This is a genomic window from Cognaticolwellia beringensis, assembly GCF_002076895.1.
GTDB classification, from domain to species: domain Bacteria; phylum Pseudomonadota; class Gammaproteobacteria; order Enterobacterales; family Alteromonadaceae; genus Cognaticolwellia; species Cognaticolwellia beringensis.
Window position 1 is genome coordinate 4,332,057 of sequence record NZ_CP020465.1, and the last position, 19,495, is coordinate 4,351,551.

A 19,495-nucleotide genomic window follows, 5' to 3' on the forward strand; every position below is an offset into this window, starting at 1 on the left:
TTAAAATACCAATATTACTCATTATCTGAGTATTCTATGGATTGAAACTACCTATTTCGGTGCTACTTATGAATAATTATCGCTGTATCTATACTACTATTTAGGCCATGTAAGCACCTATGATCGTTAGCAACGAGTTAAAGTAATAAATGCCTTTTATGTTTAGCTTTTGCTGTGTATAAAGTAAACCATCATATTTAACGACATTGGTTTAGATGAAACGACTATTAGCAGAACTTATCATGCTTGAAACTTAGTTTGAAAGTTCAAAAAAAAAGCCAACATAACTGTTGGCTTTTAACGTGAGGTTTAATTACGAGTTATTAGAACTTGTAGCTAACACCTACTTTTACACGCCATGTTGAATCTTCAGTATAAAATTTATCGTAGTTGTTAGTGTTAGAAGTTGGTCTGTGGTAAACATATTGTCCGTTATCCGGATCAATTGTAAACTCAGCTAACTCAATAGTACCAAAATCACTACCACGTACTTTACCCTTAGTGCTATAAATCATGTTCAAAAGGTTATCTACTGTAAAGTAAAAAATACCTTTGTGATCATTCATAAAGCCAGGAATTTCTTGGCGTATGCTTAAATCAAGCGTAGTTACCCAAGGCGTTGTACTCACACCTTTAGGTAAGTAACCACCTGCGTATTTATCTAAGCCTAATGTATTAATAGACTTAAAGAAATCTGCTTCAGCTTCTGGCGAAGTAAATCTTACGTTATCATCACCAGGGCTTGGGATATAAGGTAAGAATGAATCACTGAATGTACCAGGGCTAAGTAAACCATACGGGTCTCTGCCTGGGCCATTGCGACCATCTACGTCATTACCATCTAGGTAATAAGTAATTGGCTTACCAGAACGACGTTCAAAGAATACGTTAACATTGGTGTTATAACCTTCAACAAACTCATGTTTGAAACCTAAGTTCACAACAAATCTGTGCTCAGTTTCAAAGCTAGAACGACCTACTAATGCTTCGTTACGGTTAATCGTTGTATTAAAACCGTAGTTACTACCTGCTGTAGAGCTCGTGCTTGGATGCGCATCCGTAACATCTTGGTTTGTATACGATGTTGTTACACTTACGCCATTGTCCCAAGCTTTACTTAGTACAGTACTGAATATTTTTGAAGTACCATCTTTACCAGCATTAGTTAGCATTAAGTCTGTCGTGTTGCCATCAGCATCGTCATATAAAATACGACCGCCATCTGATGTCGTACCTGATTCATCACCGAATAAACTTGCATCTTGCCAAAATGAGGTGTTTTCAGCTTTTTTGTACATGAACTCAGTCGTCCACAGCACGTCTTCACCAATAAATGGAATATCTATTAGGTAATCAGCAGCAATTTGATAACGCCAATCTGAAGGTAAGTCGTAGCTAGGATCTGTAAAGTTTGTACCCGCAAAAATTTCTGAGCCAGCGACTTGATCAACAAGTGGTTGATATGGAACTTTAATATCAACATCTGTAAATGTACCACGCTCATCAAATCTTGCACGGCCAACACCTGGATTAGAGTAAGCGTTAGAGATCCATACTGTTGGTTGACCACCAGAGAAACGGCCAATACCACCACGAACAACTAAATCTTCAGATGCATCCCAGTTAAACCCAAAACGTGGTAAGAAAATATCTACGCCATCAAGGTTCTCAGTATTGTCATAACCTGTACGATCAAAAGCTTGACTGTTGAATGCCGGAGAGTCGTCTGACGCTAAGCGTTCATAACGAAGACCAAAATCTAGCGTTAAATCGTCAGAGAAAGCCCACTCATCATGAATATAAAGTGCATGCTCATCACGAACAAACTCAGCAGCAGCATCGCTAGGGTTAAGTGACGTTGCATTTTGATAGATAACACGTTCGGCAATTCTATTTTCAAAATCTTCAAGGCTATCGAATGTGTAATCACCTTTAGTGTTTTGTAAGAATAAATTGAATATGTCTAAACGCTTAAACTGATAACCAAAAGAAAGACTGTGATCGTCAATTAGGTAATCGCCATCAAGTCCAACAATGAAGGTTTTTTTATTTAATTCATTAGAATGACGAGAATGATCAGCGCCGATAGCAATATTACCCGATTCTGTTTGGATAACGGTATCAGCATAATTGCCTAATGAAGCTTGCGTTGTAGGGTTGTCTAAATACGTCAGGCTAAGTTGAGTCGAGAAATCATCATTCCAGTCAGAATATAATTTAAAGGCATAGTTATTTAGCTCTTCAACACGGTTATACCAATGCGTAGATAAACGTAACTCACCTGAAAATGATGTTTGGTTCGCTGTGCGGTTACCTTTATTGTATTGGTAGGTGAAAGCTGCACGGTGATCATCATTAATATTCCAATCTAACTTCAATAGGAATTTTTCATCATCAGTTTTTGGCGCTAAGTCCCAAACACCAGCATCGACACCGTAGACTTCTTCAGCAATACGTCTGACTTCATTATAATCTGCTACGCTTGCATCAGCTTCATTAGGTGCACTTCCACCTTCAGGGCCCCACTCAACTGGTGAAGTCGCATCGTAGAATTCATATGATGCAAAGAAGAATAATTCATCTTTAATTATAGCTCCACCAAACGTGGCGCCATAGGTTGTTTCGTCAAATTCAGTTGGAATTTCATTTTCACCATCTTTTGGTGTGCCTGCCATGCCGTCATTTTGAGTTTCATAAAAGAATGAACCTGAATACTCATTACCACCTGACTTTGTAACAGCGTTTATCTTAGCGCCTTGGAAGCCGCTATCTTGAGCGTTGAAAGGAGATACATCTATAGTGACCTGATCAATCGCTTCTAATGAAATAGGAGAGCGCGTAGTCGGGTAACCATTGGCATTAAGGCCAAAATCATCATTTTGCCCAATACCATCAACACTTATACTGTTAAAACGAGGGTTAGTACCAGCAACACTTAGCTCACCATCTTTTGAAGATAAAACCGCTAAAGGGTTATTACGAATAATATCCTTGATATCACGATCAAAACTTGGGGCATTAGTAATGTCATCTGAACTAAAGTAACTACTACTACCAATATTTCCTGAAAGGATTTGGCTACCTGTTACTGAAATTCTTTCTATTTGCTCTTTAGGATCAAGCTGAACATTTAACTTAAATGTATCACCTAAGGTTAAATAGACATCGTTATAGGTATTTGCTCCGTCTTTACCTGTCACTGTAACCTTATAAGGGCCACCAACACGTAAACCTTTGCTTGAAAATGAACCTGAGTCATTTGTTGTTGTTGTTGTTTTTGTGCCTGATGGTAAATGCACTATTTCAACTTTAGCATTAACCGAACTTTGACCTGCTGGGTTTAAAATACTACCGCGAATAGCAGAAGACGTATCATTTGCCATAGCCGATGTTGATAATCCTAGCGCAAGTACAACTGCACCAGTAATAAGTGAGAGACGATGATTTTTCATCATATTATTCCTTGATATAAGTTAAATTTTTGTTTTGTCATATGTTTATTTAAATTTTTACTTAACTAATTACTAATCTATTTATTATTTTTAAGCTTACTCAATTGAAATTAAAACAGAGTTTTCTTACATTTTCATTACAAACTTTTACAAGTCACTTTCTTTTAATTTACACACTTTTACAGATTGAATTAATAAAACAAAGACGCATTCATTTAAAGTATAAGTATCAACAACTTAAAGTTAAATTTAAAACGAAGACAAAAACAACATATAACAAAAAACACAGTTCATCTCATTAACCATAACAAAAAATCATAAAAACAAACCATTTGGTCAAGATAAAATAAAGTATGATTTTAACTCTGTTTATATAAGGGCTGTATTAATTAAAATTATTTAACCAAACATAAAATTATTTTTGAAAATGATTTAAACTTCATATTCAGCAATACAATATGTATTAAAACAGTGCCTTAACCAGACATTTAAATTAAACTAGCTAATTTTTAAAGAATAAACGTCGATTCACCAATGAATATACAAGAATTAACGCTCAAAATTGCTGACAGTGCTACATTTAGCATTATAAAATTTTAGGCCCAGAATAAGCTAAAAAATGTAACATTAAGCGCTTAACGTAATGTTAATCAATATAAAAAATCAATAGAAAGGTTATTCTCGTGAGCAACAATACTAATAATGAGAAACAAGGGAGCATTAGGGCCAGAAGTGAGGCTGTAATTCTAGTCGCAGCCCAAAAAGAGTTTATTCTGCAAGGATTTAAAGGTGCTACCGTTCAATCAATAGCTGATAGCGCCAATCTGCCTAAAGCAAATGTATTATATTATTTTAAAAATAAAGAAAATATCTACCATGCGGTTTTACAACTAACTTTAGATACGTGGGATCAAGGTATTGGTGATCTTGATATTAACGACGGTCCTGTCGTTGCTATTGAAAAATTTATCGCTTCGAAAGTAAAAATGTCTTTTGAGCACCCAGAAGCATCGAAAATTTATGCTATGGAAATTATCCAAGGTGCATTACATTTAAAAGAGTTTGCCCGTACTTATTTGCGCCAGTGGGTAAGAGAAAAGGCAAAAATATTTCAAGTGTGGATCGATAGCGGTGAAATGAAAGATGTCGACCCTGTTAAATTGATTTTCTTAATTTGGTCATCCACTCAACATTATGCTGATTTTGAACAACAAATTTTAACGATTATGAATCGTGCAGATTACGAAGAAGACGATATGACCCAAGTAACTGAGTTTTTAACGGATTTTATATTGCGTGGTTGTGGCTTAAAATAGGAGTTTATATGAAGATATTTACAACATTATTGGCAACTACGTTGTTAGTATATTCAGGTATTGCTATGTCAGAAACATCAAATAAGTCCCCTTCAAGTTTACGCATTGCCACTTTCAATGTCAGCATGGAAGCATTAAATTACTTGCCGTCAGAATTAGGTAAAGAGCGTAAACCCACAGGAAAAGAATTAGCGACGGCGTTAGCCAATGATAATCAGCAAATAAAAAATATTGCGGAAATTATTCAACAAGTAAACCCTGATATTATTCTGTTAAATGAGTTTGATGGCAACGATGCCACACACCAATCTTTAAAACGCTTTTTAGCGCAATATTTAGCAAAAAGTCAACAGGGTAATGCTGCACTTAATTATCCTTATTTTTATCAAGGCCCGGTGAATACGGGTGTTGCTTCGGGCTATGACTTAAACAATGATAACAAAGCTGGTGAATTGCCGAATGATGCTTATGGCTATGGGCTTTTCTCAGGGCACTTTGCGATGGCATTGTTATCAAAACACCCTATTGTTGAAGAAAAAATCAGAACATTCCAAATGTTTAAATGGCGTGATATGCCCAATGCTTTAGTGCCAGTAAATCCGGACTCAAAAACACCTTGGTTTAATCAACAAGCCTGGAACAACTTTCGACTATCATCTAAATCTCACTGGGATATACCAGTTAACATCAATGGTCATGAATTACACATTTTGGCTAGCCATCCTACCCCTCCGGTATTTGATGGGCCAGAAGACAGAAACGGTAAACGAAACTTTGACGAAATTCGTTTCTGGAGTGATTACCTAACGCCAAGTGCTGCCAGTTATATTTATGACGACAACAAGCAATTCGGCGGGTTAGCTGAAAATAAAGCTTTTGTTATTTTGGGTGATTTAAATGCTGATGCTTTTGATGGTAATGCCATTAAATCGGGCATCAATCGCTTAATAAATCATCCTCGTGTTGTAGATCCCAAGCCAAGTAGCGAAGGGGGTAAGTTACACCGCAAGGATAACCCAAACGCAAAATACCATACCGCATTCTGGGGCATGCGAGCAGATTACGTTTTACCGGCGAAAGCGCAATTTAAGGTACTGGGTTCAGGTATATTTTGGCCAAAAGAAAGTGAAAATGAATTTCGTTTAATTAAAGACCGAGCGGCTTCATCTGATCATCGACTTGTTTGGGTTGATGTTGCATTTAAAGAATAGTTTATCAGCACAAATAGCAGCTTAATGAACTCTACATTAAGTCGTTACATTTACTTATTAAGTTAGCGGATATAAAAATGAAAAAAATCATTCCAACGTTATTAACTAGTCTATTGGTCATATCTTGTAGCCAACTGCAAGCGACAAGCCATGCTCCGGTAAACACAGTGACGAGTAACATACCAAAAAACATTATTATGGTTGTTGGTGACGGTATGGGGCCGGCTTACACCACTGCCTATCGTTATTACAACGACAACCCAGCAACTCCAGAAATTGAACAAACGGTTTTTGACCGTAACTTCACGGGTACAAGTAGCACCTATCCAGCCCCTGAATCAGGTTACGTGACAGACTCTGCGGCGAGCGCAACAGCCCTTTCTACCGGCGTAAAAACCTATAATAATGCGATTGGTTTAGATATCAACAGACAGCCAATTGAAACGGTTTTGGAATATGCGAAACAAAGCGGTAAAAAAACCGGTGTTGTGGTTACTGTCCAGATAAATCATGCCACACCCGCTTCTTATTTAGCACATAATGTCCATCGCTATAACTACAACGCTATTGCTGACAGTTATATTGATGATGGCATAAAAGCCGATTTATATTTTGGTGGGGGCTGGGAATATTTTATCCGTAAAGATAGAAACTTAGTCAATGAGTTTATTGAGTCAGGCTTTCATTATATTGACAAATATAGCGACATTAACAGTATTCCTGAAAATATGCCGGTGTTGGGTTTATTTGATAAAACCAATTTACCTTGGGCATTAGATGACACGAACAAGCACCGTTTATCGCTGATGACGAAAGCGGCAACAAAACAGTTAGAAAATAAAAATGGCTTTTTTATGTTAGTTGAAGGTAGCCAAATTGACTATGGTGGACACGCTAGAGATATTGCTGCAGCCATGGCAGAAATGGATGATTTAGCAAAAACTATTGAATACCTTGAGGCCTATGTTGCAGAAAATCCAGATACTTTAGTGGTGATCACAGCCGATCATAGCACTGGTGGTTTAACTATCGGTAAAAAAACTGAACGTTCAGACCCTAACATTAATAGTAAGTACCTATGGAAACCTGAGTTTTTAAGAACCATGACCATGTCACCAAAAACCATCGCTATGAGGTTCACTAATGAAGACTTATCTTTGGCACAGGTTAATGACTTACTGTCATTCGACATATCATCTCAGGACTTAAATAATTTACAGCAAGCTAAACTCAGTGATAAAGATATCGTAAAACAATTCAGTTTATTATCTGCTGCCGATAAAAAAGGGAAAAGAACACCTAAAAATCACCAGTCAGTACTGAATGTAATTACAGAAATAATTGATATGAAAACAAATACCGGTTGGGGCTCTATTAGCCCATCTGGCACACATACTGGTATCGACGTGCCGGTATTTGCGTTTGGTAAAGGCAGTGAAATGTTTAACGGCTTTCAAGATAATACCGATATTGCCAAGAAAATATTTACCCTGTTAGGTAAAAAGTAAAACTGTTTTACTTAAATTTCTCCTGAAGTTTACCTAAAAAAATGCCGAGTACTTTACTCGGCATTTTTCATCTATTGGTTTTAAAAAGTAAACTAAACTTTTGACCTATGGCGTTAATGCGGCATTAAAGCGTGTAAAGCCTTGTTCCAAGTCGTCAATTAAATCATCAACATTTTCCAAACCAACATGTAAACGAATCAACGGAAATTCATATTTCCAAGTTGTAGCAGTACGCATGCTGTTTACGTTTGAAATACCTAAAATAAGACTTTCAAATCCGCCCCATGAATAACCCATCTTAAAGTGATCTAAACCATCTAAAAATGCGGTTAATGCAGCCTGATTACCTTTGTTTAATACAAAAGAAAATAAACCATTTGAGCCACTGAAATCACGCTTGAATTCTTCATGACCGGGGCAAGAAGGTAATGCCGGGTGCAAAATGGTTTCTACCTCTGGACGAGATGATAACCAATCGGCAATTTTCAGTGCACTGGCTTGATGCTGCTGTAAACGCACACTTAGGGTTCTAATACCACGCATGGCAAGGTATAAGTCATCGGGCGAAGTACATTGCCCCATAATATAACTACTTTCGCGCAATTTTGGCCAATGCTCAGCGGTTGCTGTTGCTGTGCCTAACATGACATCTGAATGACCAACAATGTATTTTGTTGCCGCTTGAATTGAGACATCAACACCGTAATCAAAGGGCTGAAAGTTTACGCCCGCTGACCAAGTGTTGTCTAACATCACAATACAGTTGTGGCGGTGTGCCACTTGTGCAATCGCTGGTACATCTTGCACTTCCATGGTAATAGAACCAGGAGATTCAAGAAAAACCACGCGCGTATTAGCTTTAATTAATGACTCAATACCTTTACCTATCATGGGATCATAGTAGGTGGTTTCAATACCCAACTTTGCTAATATTTTATCGCAATAATCACGCGTTGGTTCGTAAGCTGTATCAACCATGAGAATATGATCGCCAGTTTTAACAAACGCCAAGATGGCATTAGTAATCGCCGCAGTCCCCGACGGATATATTGCACAACCTGCTCCGCCTTCTAACTCGGTCATGGCATCGCTAAAAGCAAATGACGTTGACGTACCACGCCTGCCATAAAACAAAACCTGGTTCGTTTTATTTGCTGTCGCATGTTTCATTTCTTTAACTGAGTTAAAAACTACCGTAGATGCACGTTCGACAGGTGGGTTAACCACACCACGAGTCCATTGGCTTTTGCGGCCAGCATTAATGAGCTTAGTTTCTTTTTTCATGTCTGAGTTACATTCCATGGTTATAGTTTTGGCGCATCGCTTGGTTTAAAAGCTCGTCCTTTGAAATCAAGCAAGAGCTAAAATTTATGTCGCCTATATCTGATCTTTTCACGCTAAGGTTCGAAAATATATATAGCTATCTAGCCATCTATAATATTTATATCGTGAATCAGCTAAAGAAGCACGCTTTATTTTGTCATAAGTTTTGTAAGAACATAGTCGCCTTGATTATTAAGCACAGTCAGAATCATCTTTAATGGCTGAACACTCTTATTCAGCTGACAGTGTTCAGTTAAAACAAATTCATCTGATTATTCGTGATCTCGTCAAAACTGGTGTTAATAAAAGGCAAAATTGCGTCCGCCACCGCCAACAACTGACGATCAATGTAAAATTGATAATCTAAAGCAGCACTTTGACAGCCCTTCGCTTGAGGACCATTGACGGTCATCACATACTCAATCCAGCCTTTATTTTGATATTTAAGCGGCTTACCTTGCTGCTTATATATTTCATCGGCTAACCTTGCAGCTCTGACATGTGGTGGTACATTTTTCACATAAAGCTCCAATTTTCTGCGTAAACGTTTACGGTAATAGAGTAATTCATCGTGCTTTCCCGCTAAGGTATCAGCAACCATTTTCTTTACATATTCGACAACAGGTTCATTATTAAAAATTTTCCAGTACAAGGAACGTTGAAACTGTTTCGCCAATTCAGTCCAATCGGTTCGAACACTTTCTAAGCCTTTAAAAATTAATTGTTGCTCTTCACCTTTTTGCACTAGCCCTGCATAACGCTTTTTTGTGCCAACATCTTGCCCACGAATGGTTGGCATTAAGAACTTAATAAAGTGGGTTTCAAATTCAATTTCAAGCTCGCTAACAATATTGAATTGGTCTTTGAGCAATGCTTGCCATTTTTGATTAATGTATTCTTGTAACGTTTTACCAAGCGCCCTGCTGTTATCTTCACTTTGATCATCGCCAACATGCACAAAAATCGAATCAGTATCACCGTAAATCACTTGGTAGCCTTTCGCTTCTATCCATAATTTAGTGGTTTTTAAAATACTGTGACTGCGCTTTGTTATAGAGCCCGATAAACGAGGATCAAAGAATCGGCAGCCTGTTGAGCCTAAAACACCATAAAATGAATTCATGATAATTTTTATGGCTTGCGATAAGGCGGCATTTTTGTCTTTTTTAGCGATATCACGTTCTTTCCACAGCTCAGTGATAATACCGGGTAAAAAGTGCTGTTCTCTGGAGAAATAAGCACCATCAAAGCCCTCTATCGCTGTTTCTGGCGACCTTAAACCTTCAATCAAGCCCATAGGGTCGATATTAAAACTACGAATAATACTGGGATATAGGCTTTTAAAATCTAACACCAACACATTTTGATAAAGCCCAGGGGTAGAGTCCATGACAAAACCGCCCGGAGATTCAAAGCCTTGATCGCCATCGCCCATGTTAGGGGCAACATAACCACTACGGTGTAATTTTGGTAAATATAAATTAGTAAAAGCTGCTACCGAACCGCCAAACCTATCAATAGATAAACCGGTTAATTGGGCTCTTAACATGGCGAATTCTAATAACTGAGTCTGCTTAAAAATGAGTACAACTAAACGACAATCTTCTAAATTATATGCGGCGAGTGCGGTTTTATCATGGTAAAAGTTATCGGTTATTTCCTGTAGTCGGTTATCTACATCATCAACTTTTTTACCAATACCTAACAAAGTATTCGCGACATTATCGAGTGAAAAACTCGGAAAGTTATAAGTAGCGGTTTTTAATAAATCAATACCATCGAGTATCACACGGCCATTAATTTCAATAAATTGCTGATCACTGGCTTGGTTTTTTCGCCAATAAGGCGTTCTGCCATCGCGCCCAATGGCAAACTTAATTCCATGTAAATCGTAGCGTTTCTGTAATAAATCAAAATCAAAGTTGATCACATTCCAGCCAATAATAATATCGGGGCTGTACTGAGAAAACCAAGCTAATAAACTGACAAGTAATTGTCGTTCATTAGCTTGCCATACAATCTCAACAGCACCCTTTTTAAGTTGCTCGCGTGCTATTTCTTGTTCATTGGCAATCATCAGCACTTGCTGACAATGGTCGCTGTATAAGCCGATGGAATATAATTCACCCGACATTGAGCACTCTATATCGAGTGAAACTGTCGACAGCGCTATGTCCGTTTGAAGTGTTTTATCAATAGGTTTACATCTAGCTTGCTCATAGCGTCTATAGTCTTTGCTGTGTAAAGATATTAATGGTGCTTGTTGACCAAAAAAAGTCATGTCTGCGGTAATAAAACGTTCCATTAAAAAGCGATCATCAGGTCGAATGTCATCTTCGTAACATTTAACTCCCTTTTGCTTAAGGGCTTCTCGCGCTTGATAAAACTCTCGCAAGGTTAAAAAATAGAATGCAGCGACGTTCGCTTGGTTAAATGCTTTTAGTGTTAGTGGTTTTATTTCGTCTACTTTAATACTTTGTTTAGCCAAAATATCGTTAGCATGATTTACATCACTGACCTCAACAAAAAATACAGCCCGTTCGTTATCAATAACCAGCTGTACTGGACCTTGCGGCGTTCTCAGCCATAAGATTATTTCTATATGATTATTACGATCGCTAGCGCTGCGAGTCAAAAGAAATCCGCGCATGCCAGCTAGCGATGGTGCTAATTCAGGAGATTGTTCAGGAAAATGTTGCATTAAGTGTTCTAATTATTCATAACAAACTGTTAATATATACAGCAGTGTAAATCATCTATTGTCGATAGGAAACTACAGCCGCGATGTTAAGCGATAAAATTAAGCAAGTCATAAGAACCTCCTACAAAGCCATAGGTGAAAACCTGACCAACTTTAACCCACGTAAGCAGCAAACCTTTTTAATTGCTGAAATTGCTAAAACTCTGGCGGGTGATTACGATAAAGTACGTAAAATAATTACTATTGAAGCCGGTACCGGCACCGGTAAGTCTTTAGCCTATGCGCTGGGTTCTATTCCGTTGGCATTAAGTCGCGACAAAAAAGTCTGCATCGCCACCGCTACTGTGGCATTGCAAGAACAATTAGTTGATAAAGATTTACCGTTTTTAAAAAAACACAGTGGTTTAGATTTTAATTTTACCTTAGCAAAAGGCAGACAACGTTATGTTTGTCGGCAAAAGCTTGCACAGGCTGTTGCTAATGACGATAGTCCACAAGCTGGCTTTACCTTTGCAGAAAAACCGCAAGCCAGTGATATTCGTACTTTAAATAAAATGCATAAAGCACTCAATGATAATACTTGGCCGGGCGATATTGATGCCTGGCCCGAGCCAATTAATCATCATATTTGGCAACAAATTCAAGCTGACAAACATAGTTGTTTAAAGCATTTGTCAGATCATAGTCATTGCCCATTTCATAAAGCCAGAGAGAGCATGGAAGCAGCTGATGTTGTCGTGGTAAACCACAGTTTACTGCTCGCTGATTTAGAGTTGGGCGGTGGCAGAATATTATCGGCTCCTGAAGACACTTTTTACATTATTGATGAAGCACATCACCTACCAAAAGTAACGCGTGACCACTCTAGTGCAACCCTAACCATCAAGGGAGCCCTTGATTGGCTTAGTAAGTTGCAAGAAACCGGCGATAAAATCGCAGCGCTAGTAAAATCCAACAGCGCTATATCACCATCAATAAAACTGGCGGATGATTGCCAAGACATATTATCTGATATGCAAAAAGTGCTCAGTTTTATCGATAATAATCGTAGTATTTATTTCCATCAATCTTCGTCAAATAGTCCGCTTAAGCAAAGCCAAAATCAAGCGTTACAATACCGTTTTGAAAACGGTATTGTGCCAAAATCATTAAAGAATTGGGCCGAAGATTTAACTGATAGTTCAAAGAAGTGTTTAGCGCATTTGAACAAGCTTTATAACTTGTTAATGGAGTCGGTTAAAGACGGCGACACCCAAATGTATTTAGCCGAGCCTTTGTTGGCTGAATCGGGATTTATGATCCAACGTTTAGAAAACTTCAATTCACTGTGGCAAATGTATGCCAAAACAGATAGCGAGAAAGGTGCGCCTATGGCTCGTTGGTTAGAGCAAATTGAAGGTAAGCGAAGCGATTATCTTATAAGTGGATCGCCCATCGAAGTTGGCTTCACTCTAGAAGATATGCTTTGGTCTAAATGTGAAGGTGCCGTTTTATGCTCCGCCACTATTTTAGCTTTGAACTCGTTCGATCATTTTCGTCGACAAGCCGGGCTAAGAACTGATGATGGCAGTCAATATCAAAAAGTTGATTCGCCTTTTGATTATCAAAATAATGCTCAGTTAATTGTACCTAAAATGCAGTATGAGCCGAGTGCAGATGCGTTTACAGACGAGCTTATTGCTAAACTTCCTGAACAAATTAAGCGCGGAAAAGCGACATTAGTGCTGTTTTCCTCTTATTGGCAAATGGATAAAGTGGTCACAGCGCTACGAGAACAGACTAAACTCAGTATATTAGTGCAAGGCGAACAGTCTCGACAAAAGATTATTGAAACCCACAAAGCACTTTGTGATAAACAGCAAGACAGTATTATTTTTGGTACGCAAAGTTTTTCAGAAGGTCTAGATTTACCCGGTGACTATCTCACTAATGTAATTATCACCAAGTTACCGTTTTCAGTACCCTCATCTCCGGTGGAAGAGGCACAGGCCGAATACATTACGGCTAAAGGCGGTAATCCTTTTATGTCTATATCAGTACCTGAGACCTCGAAAAAACTAATTCAGGCCACGGGTCGATTACTGCGCAATGAAAAAGACCATGGTGTCATCGTGTTAATGGATCGTCGTTTAGTGAACAAGCGATACGGTAAAGACTTATTAAATTCGTTACCGCCATTTAAGCGTATTATTGAATAGGGATAGCTAATGAGGTTGCTATCAAATCGGCATCGACAAAAGAAAAAAGTCTAACACTGAAATTTAAACTACGTTCCTCGGTCTTTTAGAATTGTTACCAACACTTTTATTTAATTGAGGAATTTATATGTCGACAGATGCTACCCTAGCCAACAAAAATTTTCAGAACAACCTACAATGGTCATTACTATTTTTACGTGTAGGTGTGTTTATCGTGATGTTCGTTTGGACGCTAGATAAGTTTGTTAACCCTGCCCATAGTATTAAAATTTTTGAACATTTTTATAAAATCAGTGGCTTTACTGACATCCTTGCTTATAGCTTAGGCGCGCTACAATTATTATTAGTTATGACGTTTTTATTTGGCATTAAAAAACGTTTAACCTACGGTTTAATTTTCCTGATGCACGCTGGTTCTACATTCTCAGCCTACGCACAGTATTATGATGCATTTAATAACCTATTGTTTTTTGCCGCTTGGCCTATGTTGGCTGCTTGTGCAGCGCTATATTTATTAAGAGAAGCTGATACTAAGTTTACTTTAGGTAAATAAATTTTCTAAAATTTCAACCTATAAACGTCAATCAAAAACAAGCCAAGGTTATTCACCTTGGCTTGTTTTTTTAATCTACCCCTTACAGTTAACATTATTGATTGGGATTATTACTTACAGTAGTAAACCTTCTTTATAACCGTGTTAAAAGTTCTTAGCAGTTTGCGAATGCTCTTGGCTTATTCCATCGTTTGTTAAAGCGGTATTTTTTAACTTAATAACCACTCTTCTATCATAAAAACTCACTTCTTTATCTACTGATGCCACAACCGGCTGCTGCTCGCCAAAAGCAAATAAACTTATACGGTCAGCTTTTACGCCTAGGTCAATAAGGGCATTTTTTACGGCATTAATTCGCGCTAATGAAATGGCTTGGTTTAACTCCTCACTCCCTTGCTTGTCGGTATATCCAGATAGATCTAAGGTCAAATTAGGTGATTGTTGAACAATGCGCGCTAAGCTCGCTATTTGTTCTTGATAATGCGACTTTATTTCACTTGAGCCAGTAGAGAATTGTAAGCTCATTAATAAGTTTTGCGCTTGTAATTGACTTGCCGCTTGGTAGTTTTTTTCCAAGGCTAGTAACTCAGCTTGATAGCTTTCTTCAGCTTGCTCAATTTTTTCCTGATAACGTGCTAACGAGGTTGCATTATTCTGTTGCTCTTTTTTATAGGCAATGGACAAATTATCAATTTCGTCAGTAGCATTAATGTTTTTTGCAATCATGTTACCTGCTATTCCGGTAATGAAAGCACCGACTGGACCGCCTAAAATTGCTCCAATGACCATACCTGTACCAAAACCAATTTCTTCCTTTAATTGCGCCGAACTTTCCTGCTCAGCCTGCTCTTGTTGTGTTTTTTCATATGAACTAGCAAATACTGGACTTACCGTTAATGCAGAAATTAAAGCGACATTAATCAATGTTTTTGCTATGCCAGTGTCAACAACGCGTGTTTTATTTTCGGTGCTTACTTGTGGCGTAGTTAAGTGTGCTGTAGTTAATTGGTTTTTCATATTAGTGTCTCTCATCAATTGTGTAATAAATAAATAGTGGCTAACTAATGACTTAATTAGCTGCTTTGTTTTTGATGATGTTATTAAACCGTAGAAAAACGACGACTAAAGGACGCAAACATGGCAATTCAGTGAGCAAATGTGGCAACATTATGGCAATTACAACAATTAGCAGCATCGATGGCGTTTATTCGATATTATTTGACTCAGATATTATTTAACACAGATATTCACGTAAATATTACCTACTTGCATATAAAGGGATAAGCAATAACCATGTCGAAACGTATCGCTATTGTTGAAGATGATGCCGCCATCAGAGAAAACTACGCAGATGTACTGCGCCTGCAAGGTTATCAAGTGCAAACCTATGCTAATAAAAATAGCGCGATGGAAGCGTTTAACTTACGCTTACCTAATTTAGCCATTTTAGATATTGGCCTTGAGCACGAATACGATGCTGGATTCGAGTTATGCCAATGGTTGCGTTCAAAGTCGACAACCTTACCCGTTATTTTTTTAACCGCACGAGATAGTGATGTAGACACGGTTTCGGGTTTACGTATCGGTGCTGACGATTACCTAACTAAAGATATAAGCTTACCGCACTTGTCTGCGCGTATTGCTGCGCTATTTCGCCGCCAAGACGCTTTAGGCAAACCACAACAAGCGGATCACATGTTAACTATTGGGCCATTAACAGTCGATAGTCAGCGTATGACCATTCAATGGCAAAGTCAGCATGTAGAGTTAACCATTACCGAGTTTTGGATGTTATACGCCTTAGCGAAACATCCAGGACATGTAAAGAACCGTAGTCAGTTAATGCAAGACTCAAAAATATACGTTGATGACTCAACCATTACCTCGCATATCAAACGTATTCGTAAAAAGTTTACTTATATTGATAGCGACTTTAATTGTATTGAAACGGTTTATGGCATGGGTTACCGCTGGAATCAGAACCAAGTTGAAACGGCAGGTAGCTAAGAAAATATGGCAATGAAATGGCGTTTTGGCTTAAGAAGTAAGCTGCTATTATTATCAAGCTTTCTATTTACCATTCCTTGGTTTGGCTATCAATATGTTTGGGAAATGGAGAAATACCTTAGATATGGCCAAGAGCAAACCATTATCGGCACAGCAAGAGCACTGGCAACCGCTATGCATGAACGGGCTAACCTATTTAATAACCAAGCTAGCTTTTTACCTAGTGTTGAAAAAGGCAAAGACCTATATAGTTATGGCCTGTCAGCACCTATTCAGCTTGATGGTTTAAATCAAGATTGGCCCGACTTTGCCAATAAAGCGCATTTTTATCAACAAAAAAACCAACTTTATAGCCAATTAACGCCAGAGCAGCTTTCAATAAACTTTACCGCTGCTGTTGGCACTTACGGTAAATATTTGTATTTATACTTTGCTGTTATAGACGACAAAGTTATTTATCGTGACGTCAATGCCCGCAGTATTACCAATAATGATCATTTAGAGCTCGCCTTTATCAATCCAAAAGGCGTATTTAGTCGCTTCATTATTAGCAATAAAACCACTGGCTGGATAGACGCATACCGTATTACTGATATCAAAGATGATATTCCGGTACCTGCAAGACAAATTCAAGGACATTGGCGCCATACACCGCAAGGTTATAACGTCGAGGTTCGTGTGCCGTTAACTGAATTTAACGACAATATCGCCTTTGCCGTTCACGATGTTGATAGCCCATTGGGTGTAATTGAAGCATCACTTGGCTCGGCCGATCCAAGCTCCGCAGAAACCTTGGGCACCATATTAGTACCGTCACCAGAAATAGAACGAATTGTTAAAGGGATGAGTTATACCAACTCTAGTATCTGGGTAGTTGACCAACATCACCGCGTATTAGCGACAACAGGGAACATAAAAAAAGCCAGCGGTGTATGGAATAAGCGCGTGAACCTCAATAATGAACGTATCGATAATGCTAATGAAAATTTTATACTTGCGACCTGGCATACCCTTGAAAATACTATACTTAAGCCGTTATATGAAAAAATACTCACCCAGCCACCGAGTAACTTTATCGATCAACTTTATGATTCAGAAAACCTCACGGGTAAACATATCGAGAGTGCTTTAGCGGGTGAGCCAATGTCACAATGGCGTTTAAGTACCGATCAACAAGCGGTAGTGCTATCGGCCGCCTACCCGATATTTATTGATGAACACGTTAAAGGCGCGGTAATTGTAGAAGAAACGACCAATGGTATTCGTACTTTAAGAAACCAGGCATTAGAAAAGCTTTTCAGCTCTATTTTAGCCATTATGTTAATAGGCGCTTTAGCCTTTTTCTTGTTTGCTTCGCGGATTTCAAACCGGATCAGAACCTTAAGTAATCAGGCAGAAATGGCCATTGATGAACACGGCCGTATCAACGGCAATGTAGATACGTCAAATACCAATGATGAAATTGGCGATTTATCGCGTAGTTTCTCAACTGCAGTCAATCGTCTTGGACAATATAATCATTATTTAGAGAATATGTCGTCTCGGTTATCGCATGAATTACGCACGCCAATAGCGGTTGTGCGCACGTCCTTAGAAACCTTGGCCATGCAGCAACAGCTAAAAGAACAAGAAAATACTGCAAGTAATTTGCAAAAACAACCTCAAAAGCCAGCCATTGAAAACCCATATTTAATCAGAGCGCAACAAGGTGTTGAACGCTTAAGCTTAATTTTAACCAATATGAATGAGTCAACTCGTATCGAAGAAATGCTACATAATACTGAAAAAAACTTATTCGACTTAGGCCAAGTGCTTAATGGTTGTATTCAAGGATATAGGTTGATCTATCCAAAAATGTATTTCGATTTTAACGATATTTCAACTGAACAATATCAGGTTATGGGTTCACCGGAGCACATAGCGCAGTTATTAGATAAAGTTATCGCAAATGCGGTGGAATTCTCAAATGATGAAAAGGTTAGCGTTAATGTTGTTCAAAACCACAACTTCGTTACGTTAACTATCAGTAATAATGGTGATTTACTACCTGAGCAAATGAGTGAGCAATTGTTTGACTCTATGGTCTCAATAAGACAAAAACACAATAATGAACAACCACATTTGGGCTTGGGCTTATATATTGCGAGATTAATTTGTCAATTCCATAGTGGTACGATAAAAGCCATCAACAACAAAGCTCTGCAAGGTGTTGATGTAATAATTAAGCTGCCTTTGGTTAAATAATTAGGCTTTATTGCGGAGTGAACTTTGCAAAACTATATACAACATTATATTTAGCTTAAAGCTAACGTACTGATATTTTAACTATGCTGTCTACACGAATAAACTCTAATGTTTTCTTGCTTTGTACTTTTAGCCAGGCATCTGAGACAGCTAACACTTCACCTTTAACGACATTGCTAAAGTCAGTTGTACCAAGTGCGACTACAACATTTTTCCCTTGAATCTCTTTCAACATAGTTAAATCCTTTCATTAAATTAACGACTAATACTAATTAATCAACTGGGTATAACACCGAGTAATGGTCTTCTTAAATTTTATGGCTTCTAAGCATAACAATACCTAACCAAGAGAACCAAAGAATCTGACCTAAGCCAAATATTTCTGTCAGTATCTCTGCAGGATAAATTGTCAGAATACCCACAGAACCAATCAATAGACCCAAACAGTTTAATAATTTAGGAAGCTCTATAGTTTTTAAGCCAGCAATACTCAATAAAAGCAGCCAAAGTCCACCAACAACCTCATTACCTCCCCCTAAACCTTCAACGATAGTATTAATAACTAGCCAGAGAGTCATCGCTTGTTCAGCGTTAATTGTAGATAAACTGATGACAGCATTTAATCCTACATTCGCTAGCATTCCACTGGCTATGACAAGGCCAACCCAAATAATTCCAAAGACAGAAGCCATTTGTGATAGCACTGGCGCTTTAATTGTCATGCGTTGATGAAGTGCTAAAACTAATACCGCCAATAAAAGACCGAAAATGACATACATAGTTAAATTAACTATCGATAGTATTGTTTGGTTATCAGTGAGAAAGAGAAATATTTGTGCATTATTTGCACTTGCAGGGTAATGCCAAAACGCGCCAAAAAAGACAAAGGCGGAAATGTAAATAATGGCCTGAAAAAGTGCTGCAACTCCACCTAATTTTTGTAAGTTATTCACGGCGCTATCCTTGGTTAACAACATTCAAC

13 protein-coding genes are annotated in these 19,495 nt (G+C 38.1%); 7 read left to right on the plus strand and 6 right to left on the minus strand.

The genetic code is table 11. The annotated features are described in order from the left end of the window. Nucleotides 1-323: 323 nt before the first annotated feature. Nucleotides 324-3,455 (minus strand): TonB-dependent receptor, encoded by a 3,132-nt coding sequence (locus B5D82_RS18260; RefSeq protein ID WP_245807515.1) that lies wholly within the window; start codon nt 3,453-3,455, stop codon nt 324-326. Between the two features lie 680 nt (nt 3,456-4,135). Here B5D82_RS18260 and B5D82_RS18265 point away from each other — a divergent pair. The 3 genes from B5D82_RS18265 to B5D82_RS18275 all read left to right on the plus strand — a co-directional run bounded on the left by B5D82_RS18265 (nt 4,136) and on the right by B5D82_RS18275 (nt 7,487). Continuing rightward, the gene (locus tag B5D82_RS18265) at nt 4,136-4,768 is read left to right on the plus strand and encodes a TetR/AcrR family transcriptional regulator (protein ID WP_081153713.1); all 633 of its coding nucleotides are present in this window, start codon (nt 4,136-4,138) and stop codon (nt 4,766-4,768) included. Nucleotides 4,769-4,776: 8 nt separating this feature from the next. Further along, nucleotides 4,777-5,979 carry an endonuclease/exonuclease/phosphatase family protein gene (locus tag B5D82_RS18270; RefSeq protein ID WP_081153715.1) on the plus strand — a complete coding sequence of 401 codons (1,203 nt, stop codon included), beginning with the start codon at nt 4,777-4,779 and terminating at the stop codon, nt 5,977-5,979. Between the two features lie 77 nt (nt 5,980-6,056). Beyond that, entirely contained in the window at nt 6,057-7,487 is a 1,431-nt protein-coding gene (locus B5D82_RS18275) for an alkaline phosphatase (protein ID WP_081153717.1), read from the plus strand. Nucleotides 7,488-7,592: 105 nt separating this feature from the next. Here the strand turns inward: B5D82_RS18275 and B5D82_RS18280 are convergent, their stop codons facing one another. After that, the gene (locus B5D82_RS18280; protein ID WP_081153719.1) at nt 7,593-8,771 is read right to left on the minus strand and encodes a cystathionine beta-lyase; all 1,179 of its coding nucleotides are present in this window, start codon (nt 8,769-8,771) and stop codon (nt 7,593-7,595) included. 292 nt (nt 8,772-9,063) lie between these two features. Continuing rightward, the gene (locus B5D82_RS18285; RefSeq protein WP_094122832.1) at nt 9,064-11,511 is read right to left on the minus strand and encodes a DNA polymerase II; all 2,448 of its coding nucleotides are present in this window, start codon (nt 11,509-11,511) and stop codon (nt 9,064-9,066) included. 83 nt (nt 11,512-11,594) lie between these two features. Here B5D82_RS18285 and dinG point away from each other — a divergent pair, with 83 nt between their 5' ends. Both dinG and B5D82_RS18295 read left to right on the plus strand, forming a co-directional pair. Further along, on the plus strand, nt 11,595-13,709 hold the full coding sequence (dinG, locus tag B5D82_RS18290; protein ID WP_081153721.1) for an ATP-dependent DNA helicase DinG: 2,115 nt from the start codon (nt 11,595-11,597) through the stop codon (nt 13,707-13,709). A 127-nt stretch (nt 13,710-13,836) separates the two neighbouring features. Further along, nucleotides 13,837-14,262, plus strand: a complete 426-nt coding sequence (locus B5D82_RS18295) for a hypothetical protein (RefSeq protein ID WP_081153723.1) — start codon at nt 13,837-13,839, stop codon at nt 14,260-14,262. Between the two features lie 144 nt (nt 14,263-14,406). Here the strand turns inward: B5D82_RS18295 and pdsO are convergent, their stop codons facing one another. Beyond that, the gene (pdsO, locus tag B5D82_RS18300; protein WP_157673933.1) at nt 14,407-15,279 is read right to left on the minus strand and encodes a sortase-associated OmpA-like protein PdsO; all 873 of its coding nucleotides are present in this window, start codon (nt 15,277-15,279) and stop codon (nt 14,407-14,409) included. Between the two features lie 276 nt (nt 15,280-15,555). Here pdsO and pdsR point away from each other — a divergent pair, with 276 nt between their 5' ends. Then, nucleotides 15,556-16,269, plus strand: a complete 714-nt coding sequence (gene pdsR, locus B5D82_RS18305; protein WP_081153727.1) for a proteobacterial dedicated sortase system response regulator — start codon at nt 15,556-15,558, stop codon at nt 16,267-16,269. Nucleotides 16,270-16,281: 12 nt separating this feature from the next. Further along, nucleotides 16,282-18,513 (plus strand): proteobacterial dedicated sortase system histidine kinase, encoded by a 2,232-nt coding sequence (gene pdsS, locus B5D82_RS18310; RefSeq protein ID WP_342743787.1) that lies wholly within the window; start codon nt 16,282-16,284, stop codon nt 18,511-18,513. A 61-nt stretch (nt 18,514-18,574) separates the two neighbouring features. On the opposite strand, the gene B5D82_RS19950 is transcribed toward pdsS, so the two are convergent. Both B5D82_RS19950 and B5D82_RS18315 read right to left on the minus strand, forming a co-directional pair. Next, nucleotides 18,575-18,748, minus strand: a complete 174-nt coding sequence (locus B5D82_RS19950; RefSeq protein ID WP_157673934.1) for a DUF6897 domain-containing protein — start codon at nt 18,746-18,748, stop codon at nt 18,575-18,577. A gap of 73 nt (nt 18,749-18,821) precedes the next feature. After that, nucleotides 18,822-19,466 (minus strand): hypothetical protein, encoded by a 645-nt coding sequence (locus B5D82_RS18315; protein WP_081154610.1) that lies wholly within the window; start codon nt 19,464-19,466, stop codon nt 18,822-18,824. Nucleotides 19,467-19,495: the final 29 nt, after the last annotated feature.